At 59.3% G+C, this 8442-nt stretch carries 8 protein-coding genes and 3 pseudogenes; 6 read left to right on the top strand and 5 right to left on the bottom strand.

All coding sequences use genetic code 11. The features are described 5' to 3' along the window. Positions 1-210 (top strand): hypothetical protein (locus B0G73_RS41015; RefSeq protein WP_219907347.1); only part of this gene is annotated, 210 nt, incomplete at its 5' end. A 458-nt stretch (positions 211-668) separates the two neighbouring features. After that, a complete protein-coding gene (locus B0G73_RS40320; RefSeq protein WP_146142609.1) occupies positions 669-1247 on the top strand; it encodes a hypothetical protein in 579 nt (192 codons plus the stop codon). Here the strand turns inward: B0G73_RS40320 and B0G73_RS39680 are convergent. The 3 genes and pseudogenes from B0G73_RS39680 to B0G73_RS39670 form a co-directional block, all read right to left on the bottom strand. Next, on the bottom strand, positions 1186-2169 hold the full coding sequence (locus tag B0G73_RS39680; RefSeq protein ID WP_106286466.1) for a GlxA family transcriptional regulator: 984 nt from the start codon (positions 2167-2169) through the stop codon (positions 1186-1188). The genes B0G73_RS40320 and B0G73_RS39680 overlap by 62 nt on opposite strands. A 275-nt stretch (positions 2170-2444) precedes the next feature. After that, positions 2445-2917, bottom strand: a pseudogene (locus tag B0G73_RS39675) (transposase); the annotation flags it as partial. A 442-nt stretch (positions 2918-3359) separates the two neighbouring features. Continuing rightward, positions 3360-4450, bottom strand: a pseudogene (locus B0G73_RS39670) (IS110 family transposase). 286 nt (positions 4451-4736) lie between these two features. On the opposite strand from B0G73_RS39670, the gene B0G73_RS39665 reads away from it, so the two are divergent. After that, a complete protein-coding gene (locus B0G73_RS39665) occupies positions 4737-4922 on the top strand; it encodes a hypothetical protein (protein ID WP_106286465.1) in 186 nt (61 codons plus the stop codon). A 128-nt stretch (positions 4923-5050) separates the two neighbouring features. Here the strand turns inward: B0G73_RS39665 and B0G73_RS39660 are convergent, their stop codons facing one another. Continuing rightward, a complete protein-coding gene (locus B0G73_RS39660) occupies positions 5051-5305 on the bottom strand; it encodes a hypothetical protein (RefSeq protein WP_258194184.1) in 255 nt (84 codons plus the stop codon). Between the two features lie 532 nt (positions 5306-5837). On the opposite strand from B0G73_RS39660, the pseudogene B0G73_RS41725 reads away from it, so the two are divergent. Both B0G73_RS41725 and B0G73_RS39655 read left to right on the top strand, forming a co-directional pair. Beyond that, positions 5838-6099: pseudogene (locus tag B0G73_RS41725) on the top strand (alanine racemase); the annotation flags it as partial. Between the two features lie 331 nt (positions 6100-6430). Then, positions 6431-7864 (top strand): MFS transporter, encoded by a 1434-nt coding sequence (locus tag B0G73_RS39655; RefSeq protein WP_258194183.1) that lies wholly within the window; start codon positions 6431-6433, stop codon positions 7862-7864. Between the two features lie 22 nt (positions 7865-7886). Here B0G73_RS39655 and B0G73_RS39650 read toward each other — a convergent pair whose 3' ends face one another. After that, a complete protein-coding gene (locus tag B0G73_RS39650; protein ID WP_106286464.1) occupies positions 7887-8183 on the bottom strand; it encodes a helix-turn-helix domain-containing protein in 297 nt (98 codons plus the stop codon). On the opposite strand from B0G73_RS39650, the gene B0G73_RS39645 reads away from it, so the two are divergent. Continuing rightward, positions 8146-8442, top strand: a 297-nt coding sequence (locus B0G73_RS39645) for a DDE-type integrase/transposase/recombinase (protein ID WP_146144292.1), incomplete at its 3' end; no start/stop codon positions are given. The two genes, B0G73_RS39650 and B0G73_RS39645, sit on opposite strands and share 38 nt — an antisense overlap.

The following is an 8442-nucleotide window of genomic DNA, read 5'->3' as shown; positions in this document are numbered from 1 at the left end:
CAACCGGGCGCTTTCGACGGCGAAACGCAGGCTCAGCGGATAAGCCACGTACCAACGCACGCACGTCAGCATCACATCAAGCGGGTAATGGAGACGTTTGAGCACTCGGCCACCGCCGGATTCAACGTCGTCATCAAGCTTTCCGTCGTCTATATAATTCCGTACATCATAGGGGACCAGCCTATTGCAACAAAACCGGCGACGTTATAGCGATACGTTTCGCTACTGTCACTGCTGTCTCGCACATGGCTATCACAGCGGTGTGCATCAACTGGAGAGCCTGCGTCTGTGTCCCGCCTATCATGCACGCTGGCATCATCATGTCGGCGCTGCGGTCGCGAAGCAGCTTATCCCGTGAAGGCTCAACCGCCGGAGGCGCGTTTTCTTTGAGGATATTTCCGCGCGAGTCATGGTGGGACATGGACCCCGAGCAACGCTGTACCAATGAAACCAACGCATCGCAGCGCTTTCACACGCCGCTATCTTGAGTGTTGCCTTGAGTGAGCGTGACGCCCGCAGCCTTTGCGTCTCCCGTCTCGGTTGATCGATCGCCATATGTGCGGGCACACGGACACCACTCGGCCCACGGAAGCATCACAAAGCCTGTCGTTAGTGACACATTCCCTTCGGTGCTAAGGATTGGAAAATATAGACATTTTTGCGATCCGATGGACTTCAACGATCCGTTGACACATTTCCTGGTAGGACGGAGACCGTTTGCCTTCGTTCCACGGCGATCGGCATTGACGTCGTCGCTTCTGCAAACGACGCAACAAAAGCATCGTCGGCGGGAATCGAACGATCCGTACATGGCGCTCATTGCGCCGAGCGATGGGGACCGGCGTTTGCGTGAGCTCATGTCGACCGTCGACCCACTGTCGCCGACAGCGCAGATCACGCCTTCACGGATGATGCTGTCCAGTCAGCTGGCCGCTGCGGGCGGCGTAGGTGCGCTCGGCAGCGCGACGTCGATGCAGGCTCGTGCGTTGATGAGTCAGCCTGGAATGGATAAAGCGCGCTGCGCTCCTGCCTTCGATGGTGCAGGGAATTGGCGCGGCTTCGCCGCCACCCGCATCGATGTTGAGCACGTCCGGCGCCGCCTGTTCGATGTCGCTGCCACGTGTGGCGGCCGTGCTCCCCGGATCCAGCTTCTGCCGCTGATCAGGCACCTTTGCCGAAAGCCTTCTACGGTGCCACCTGCTTGCGCGTCCGATAGTCCGTCGGCGTCGTCGCCAGATATTTTCTGAACAGCTTCGACAACTGCCCGCCGCTTCCAATACCGCAGCGGCGCGCGACCTTGTCGACTGGCAGGCTCGATTCGACGAGCATCCGGCAACTCATGTTCAAACGTGCGCGAAGCAGATAATCGGATGGCGTCATGCCGATCTCGCTTTTGAACCGGCGCAGGAAGTTGCGCTCGCTCATCGCCGCGACTTGCGCCGCATCGTCGATTGAGATGGGACGATCGACGTTCGCTTCCAACCAGCGTGCCGACGCCAAGATCTTGCCACTGGCCTGTGACGCCAGGCCAAACGTGGCTACTGAGCGGAAAGGTGTCGTGGGTTGCGGGGCGATCGATTCGGCGACCTGCTGTGTCAGATCGGCGCCGAGATCCTCTTCGACAATGCGTAACGCCGTGGATACGGCACCAGGCGGTTCTGTTAGCGACCCCGCCGGAGGCAGGCCTTGCACTTCGCTACCGCCATAGAAAAGCGGGCAGTAGCGACTGGGCAACCCGGCAGCTTGCAGCAGCAGTTGGCCCTCCGCGATTGGATGCACGATCTCGCTGACCGGATGCCGGCGGCGCAGCCAGTTGCTCAATCGCTCGTCGCGGCATGCTTGCTGTACGCCCTCGCCGCCGGCAATGAACAACAGGTGCGTTTCGTTCGTGCCTCGGTGCGACTGGACGTCGTCGGTCCAGACAAATACAGATGACGAACTGGCGATGCGCCCGCCCGCGGCGGAAAGCAGCGAGACGTCGTAGCGGCCGCGGCCCGATCGCTGCGCGGCGGTGAGCGAATTTGCCTTCTGGAAGATCTCGATGATTGCTGCGACCGTAGGCAGGGCAAACCCATTGAACAGTGCGATGTCGACGCGAGTCAGCGCGGTCGTTTGCATCGGCACGGCACTCTGCCGCGAGCCACGCGGTAGAGTATCTACCAAGTCCATTTACTTTTCCCCAGAAATGTGTGGTCTGCAAAGTCTTGTTCCCAAGACTCTGATTTTTTTCTTATTCGTCCATGCTATAGGTCTGACTCTTTTGACGGTATTACATGGCCGAATTAGCCAACACATTGGCCGTTATGGCACTGAGTGGGGGCCGGCGAATAGCGGTGCTGGACTTCTGATTATAGCGGCTGCGAAGCCCATAATATTTGGAAATCAGAATCGCGACCAAAATGAGATGGAATGTATAGCCGGGAATAATTATTCATTTATATACGCACGCCATGCAGGAGCAGAAAGGCGTTCAGCCGTTGCCGCGCAGGCTTAGATTGTCCTTGGCGCTGACTCATGCGCGAGCCAGATCGCGGAATGCTTCGTCTTCCACGCTTGGCACGTACACCGCTGACAGGTCGCCGGCGCGCAGCGACCGCACCAGCTTGATCGCATCACGCCGGTCAGTCTTGACCCGCTCGCCCAGCTTTTTCGGAATCAGCGACGGCGCGCACACCAGGCAGTCGAATCCCTTCTGCACGAACTGACGGTAAAGTCCATAGCCGCACGGGCCCGCCTCGTAGAAGATGCGGATGTGCCGCGCCTTCGGTTGCAGGCGCGTACACAGCCGATCAATATCCGTCTTCGTCGTGCCAATCTTGCCGAGCAGTTCGACCTCGCCTGTGCCCAGCGCATAGGCAACCGTGATCGAATCCTTGTGGACGTCGAGGCCCACGTACAGTGTGCTATCGTTTTCCACGCTGGCGTCCGTGATGGATACCCGCCGGGTGTGGCCCTGTCCACGCCGTGCGGCTCTGGCAGAAATGTTAACCCACGTTTGAGTCCTCGCGGCGGGCCAGCCTGTACCTCGCGGAGTCATACTGACTTCTATGAGCTTTAAGTTGTCAAGGCGGTTTTCGCGTCCCGTTAGTGCACAGCCATCTCTTCTGCATTCCTTTGTTTTGAAACCGTTCATCGCGCACGTAAGACTCCAACGTCTTACCACCTTCTATCCGCCGGCGCGTCTCCGCCAGGCCTTATCCTGATGTGCGTTACGCTGGAAACCATCACCAGGAACATGCGCCAATCTAGTGAGTCGGTTGCCTGTGCAACCCAGTCAGTATACGGGCATGGTCACTTCAAAGGCGTTTGCTATGTACTGCCTGGCTAAGGCTAATCTCCTTCCTGCCAAACCTGAGGGATCATATGGACTTCAACTGCGCGCCTTTGGGTATCTCGCCGTCCCTCAAATAGCGCCACAGCGCGATTGTGAGGCGCCGCGCCACCGCGACGATCGCGATACGCCTGGCACATCGGTTCGGTCCTGTGCCCTGTGTGCGCTGGTTGAACCACTGCGTGAGTGCGCTGTTAGGCTGGTAGCGCAGCCAGCTCCATGCGATTTCGATCAGCAACGCGCGGACCCGGCGGTTTCCCTGTTTGCCGATTCCCTGGTCGACCTCGCTTTCGCCGCTGTCGTAGGGCTGCGGCGTCAACCCGACGCACGCACCCAGCTGGCGCCGGTTGCTGAACTCCCTCCAGAACAGCTCGAGCGCGAGGCGCGACGCGCCCACCTCGCCAATCCCCTGCAGAAGCGCCAGCGCAACACTTGGCGCGCGAGTGCTGGCGCGTCTGCCTGTCGCGTCTTCTCCAGTTCCGCAAGCTGTTGTTCGACGAGTGTCAGGCGTTCGCACCCGCGTAGTAAACGCTCGCGCAACTCGCGCGGCAACGGCATGCCGTCGTGGCAGCGGACCTCGTCGCGCTGAAGTCGGCCAGCGAAGGCACGGTGATTGACCGCATCTCAGCAGCCGAGGGTTGCCAACAGCTTGCGCATCCTGTCACGGTGCTGAAGAACTTCCTTCTGCAGTTGCCCGCGCTCGCGCATCAACTGGCGCGATGCCTCGTCCTGTGGTGACGGCGCATGCTCGACGTGCATGCGGTCGCGCTCTCCACGCAGCCAGGCACGCAGGTTGATGACGAGTTTGATGACATCGAGCCGGTCGGTTTCGGCACGTCGCTGATCGCGTTCGACCGGAATGCTGGCCGGATCGACGACGTAGCACTCGAGGTGCTGAGCCTGCAGCGCGCGACAGATCCAGAACGCGTCCTGGCCGGCTTCATAGCTGACGGCGATCCGTACGTCGGCGGGCAACGACCACTTCCCTTTGTGGGCCTCGATCAAGTCCAGCACTGCCTGCAGACGAGTCGCGGCCTGCGGCTGCGCGACGGTGTGGACGGCCGTGGCCGGCGAGCGCCCGAGTATCGGGGCCATGGCCCGGATACTCGAACCCTGCAGATGCAGGCTCGCAATGATGAGGCGCTCTTCCGGTTGAAGTTGCTGGTCCTGAGTTCTTTCGTGCAACGCAACACCTTATACGAAACGGTGTTGCACTTCAGATTTGAGGTCGCCCAGGGTTACCTGCCTTCCTTGCGCACGAAGAGTCCTGGTATCATGTAAAGCGCTCCGTTCAACTCGGTCCGCACAGGCATTGTTGCAGGCGGAGGCGAGGTGGATAAAAATATTTAGCAAACGGTTGGGCAAGAGGCTAAAAAAGCTTTGCACACGACCGTTAACAGGGTCCATGCACAAACAAGACATTCAAAAAATTGTTTCCGCAGCTCACGAAACGGCCGATTCGATCGTCGGTGCGCGCGCGTGGAAGACGGCAGAAGACGCCAGCGCGATGCACGACGTGATCTTCTGGGACATGGTTGCGAAGCGATTGCCTAACACGAACATCGCCGATCTGCTGTATATGTTGGATTAGACTGCGTCGACGACGCGGCGTATCTTGCCGCCCAAACCTGCTTCGAAGTCACGGCGCAGCGTGCTGTCCGGCGCGTTATCGCAGCCGTGCCCGACGTCCGTCGATTGGCGTCTGAAGCATCACCACCACTATCGGTCATCCAGCCCGACCAGCGAAAAGATCTTGACGACTGTTCGTGGCTTCGGTTGATGCTCACCCTGTTGCTGAATGAAGACTTGCATCGCGCGCGTCATCTCCTGACCTGAAAGTCTGCGATAGGCGCAGATGTTGTAGGTGACGCCGTGCTGCCGGTCTTTGATGAAATTATCTACGTTCGGCAGCTGCATGTTTTCCCCGAAAGCGTCATGCGATTTTCCGCGCGAGTTGTTCTCAACTTCATCCAAACCGCCTCGCAGTGAAGAAGTCCACGAAAAAGAACCTGCCGCCCGTGGGGGCGGCAGGCTGAAAGACCGAGGGGTGGGGTTCGCTCGAGAGAAGCGCCCCTCGAAAGACCGAAGCCACTTTAGTCGCTCAAAGCAGGCGGCGGACCCGCCCAACGGATGCGATCACATTCTTGACCGAACACGACATGGAGAAGGATTGGATTCATCCCCAGAACCGGTTAAAACATTCGGGTAAACATGACCGCGTAATCCGCCGCGACCGCGCGCCGGCGCTCAATCAGGCTACTCGGGCCACTCACGTAATCCGCCTGTTCGCCTGCTGGCGAGGCAGACAAACGGCCAAGAATTCAACCTAGAAAATCAACAAGAATACATTCAAAAAAACTTGCGCAGATAGATATGATAGTGAAAACCGCTGCCTATTGGCCACAATATTGGTCTTTAACAGCGGGCATTCATTCCTTTTTCGAACAAGTCCTCAACGCCTCCCCTGCCACGTCCGATCGTTCAGAGATTGATGCCGCCGCAGTCAGTCGCCTTGACGAGCCACACCGCGAATGCTGACGATGGCGACGTGGCATGGCAGATGAATCGCTCCGTTTCAGTGACTGACGGGATACCGGGTCAACGAAGTCTCGCGAATTCAGCGGCCGTCCTATGGCATCCCAGGCTCTCGTGACTGGGTGCGCCCGGGTGTCGCGCTGTACGGCGGCTCGCACACAGGTCAGTCGCGTCACATCAACGACGTCGGCTTGCGCACCTGGATGACGCTCATCAGCGAAGTGATCGGCGTGGCGGGATCTCCGTCGCTCTGGGGGACAGCGGTCGTTATGATTTAATGTCGGCGTGTTTGTCAGCGCCGGAGCTTGGAAGTACGGCGGGGCCGGCCGGTGTTTGATCAATACCTGCCCCATCGTATCCCACGATAGCGGCTCGCGCCTGCCCGGCCATGTTCGTCAGCTGGTTACAATCATTGCCAAGATTGGTGACCTCGTGTGCCCGATTATAAAAGATGCGACGTGGCATCAACGGCGGTCTGAACGTTGTAGCCGTGACCGCCGGCGCCACTGACCTGTCATTCCCTGCCAGACGAAGGACGGAGCCACATACCGCGGGAGCAGTTTTTTGCTCATCGATTTGTGCGCAATCGATCAGCGAACGAGCGCACGTGGTATCGTGCAACGCGTCGCGCAGTCCGAATGCGTTTTCAACGATAAACGCATGCGCCGTTATAGACGACCCTACAACAGAATGTTCACGCTTCGCGTCGCCACAGGCGATCAACCGCCCGGCAATCAAGAAGATCCCGCAGAGCTTTTCAGAGCTGTTGTCGCAGCATCGCTTGTGACTGGCCTCGAAATGTTCGATTTCACCGTTTTCGGATTCTTCGCGGTGATGATCGGAGATCATGTCTTCCCAGCGAAAGATCCGATGACTTCGTTACTGTGGGCAGTCGGCACATTCGGCGTCGGCTTTTTCATGCGACCTGTTGGCGCGATGATCATCGGCGCTTACGCGGACCGCGTGGGCCGCCGCGCAGCGATGACGAGGACCAGCTGGATGATGGCTCTAGGTACGGCGGCGCTTACCTTCTGTCCGTCGTTTGCCAGCATAGGCGTGATCGCGCCGCTCGTTGTCATCGCCGGTCGGTCGCTGCAGGGCTTTGCCGTCGGCGGCGACATCGGTGTTGCCGCGACCTTTGTGATGGAGGCAGGGCCTGTGTCGCGTCGCGGCTATCTGGTCAACTGGCAACTCGTTAGCCAGGGCGCGGCCGCGTTGTTGGGCGCAACCTTGGGCGTGCTGCTCACCAGCACGATGTCACCGGCCGCTCTTGCTTCGTGGGGCTGGCGGATCCCATTCCTGATCGGTCTGCTGATCGCGCCAGTTGGTCTTTATGTTCGCTACCGGCTTCGCGACGATGCGATTTTCACCAGCACCGCCAGACATGCCGGCACACCGCTCGCTGAACTGTGTCACGAACATGGGACGACGATCCTGCTGGCGATGCTGATGATGATGGGGCAAACCATACCGGTCTACGCGATCGTCTACTACATGCCGAGCTATGCGACTCGCGTGATGCACCTGCCCGCCGTCATCGGATATATGGCTGCCGCGTTGTCTGCACTGCTGCTGGTGGTCATTCCGCCGCTGTCCGGCCGTCTCATCGACCGTCTGCCTCGCCGCAAGCCACTGGCCCTCATTGCCTCAGGATGCACCGCGTTTTTGGTCTATCCGGTTTTTCTGATGATTACCCGTGCGACCAGCGCGCTGCCTGTCCTGTGTGGCGTCGCGCTCATTAGCACAATGGTGGCGCTCGGCGCGGGCGCGGTCGCCCTGCTTGTGCTTGAAGCGCTTCCTGCGCGGGTGCGCGCCAGCGGCATGGCCGTTTCGCATGCGCTGCACGTCGCCTTGTTCGGCGGTACCGCTCAATTCATCGTGACGGGATTGATCAGATGGACCGGCGATCCCATGTCTGCAGCCTGGTACGTGACGCCAGCGTGTGCGGTGAGCTTTTGTGCGCTGATGCTGTTCAAGGAACAGCGCTTCAAAACCTGAACCGCCACGCACGCACTGACACCTATCGCTGCGTCTGAACCACCTTACCGGCCAAAGCCCGAAAATCCTGCGGCGCCATGTCGTAGGCCCGTCCGAAGGCGCGCGTGAAATCAGACGCGCTTTTGAAGCCGAATCCATAGGCAATCGCTGTGACCGCCAGGTGTGGATAGCGGATCAGCTCATTGGCTGCCCGGCGTAGCCTCAGGTGGCGGATATAAGGTTTTGTTGCAATAGGCCGGTCCGCTATGATGTGCGGAACGATATAGACGACGGAAAGCTTGATGACGACGTTGAATCTGGCGGTGGCCCGAGTGCTCAAACGCGTCCATTACCCGCTTGATGTGATGCTGACGTGCGTGCGTTGGTACGTGGCTTATCCGCTGAGCCTGCGGCACCCCGAGGAAATGTTGGCTGAGCGCGGTATTTCGGTCGATCATTCGACGGTGCACCGCTGGGGCATCAAGCTGCTGCCGGTATTGGAGAAAGCGTTTCGCCGTCGAAAGCGCCCGGTTGGCAAGAGCTGGCGTATGGACGAGACGTACGTCAAGGTGCGTGGCCAGTGGAAATACCTTTATCGC

The organism is Paraburkholderia sp. BL25I1N1 (assembly GCF_003002025.1).
In the GTDB taxonomy this organism is placed as follows: domain Bacteria; phylum Pseudomonadota; class Gammaproteobacteria; order Burkholderiales; family Burkholderiaceae; genus Paraburkholderia.
This window is presented reverse-complemented; position numbering and strand designations above follow the sequence as displayed.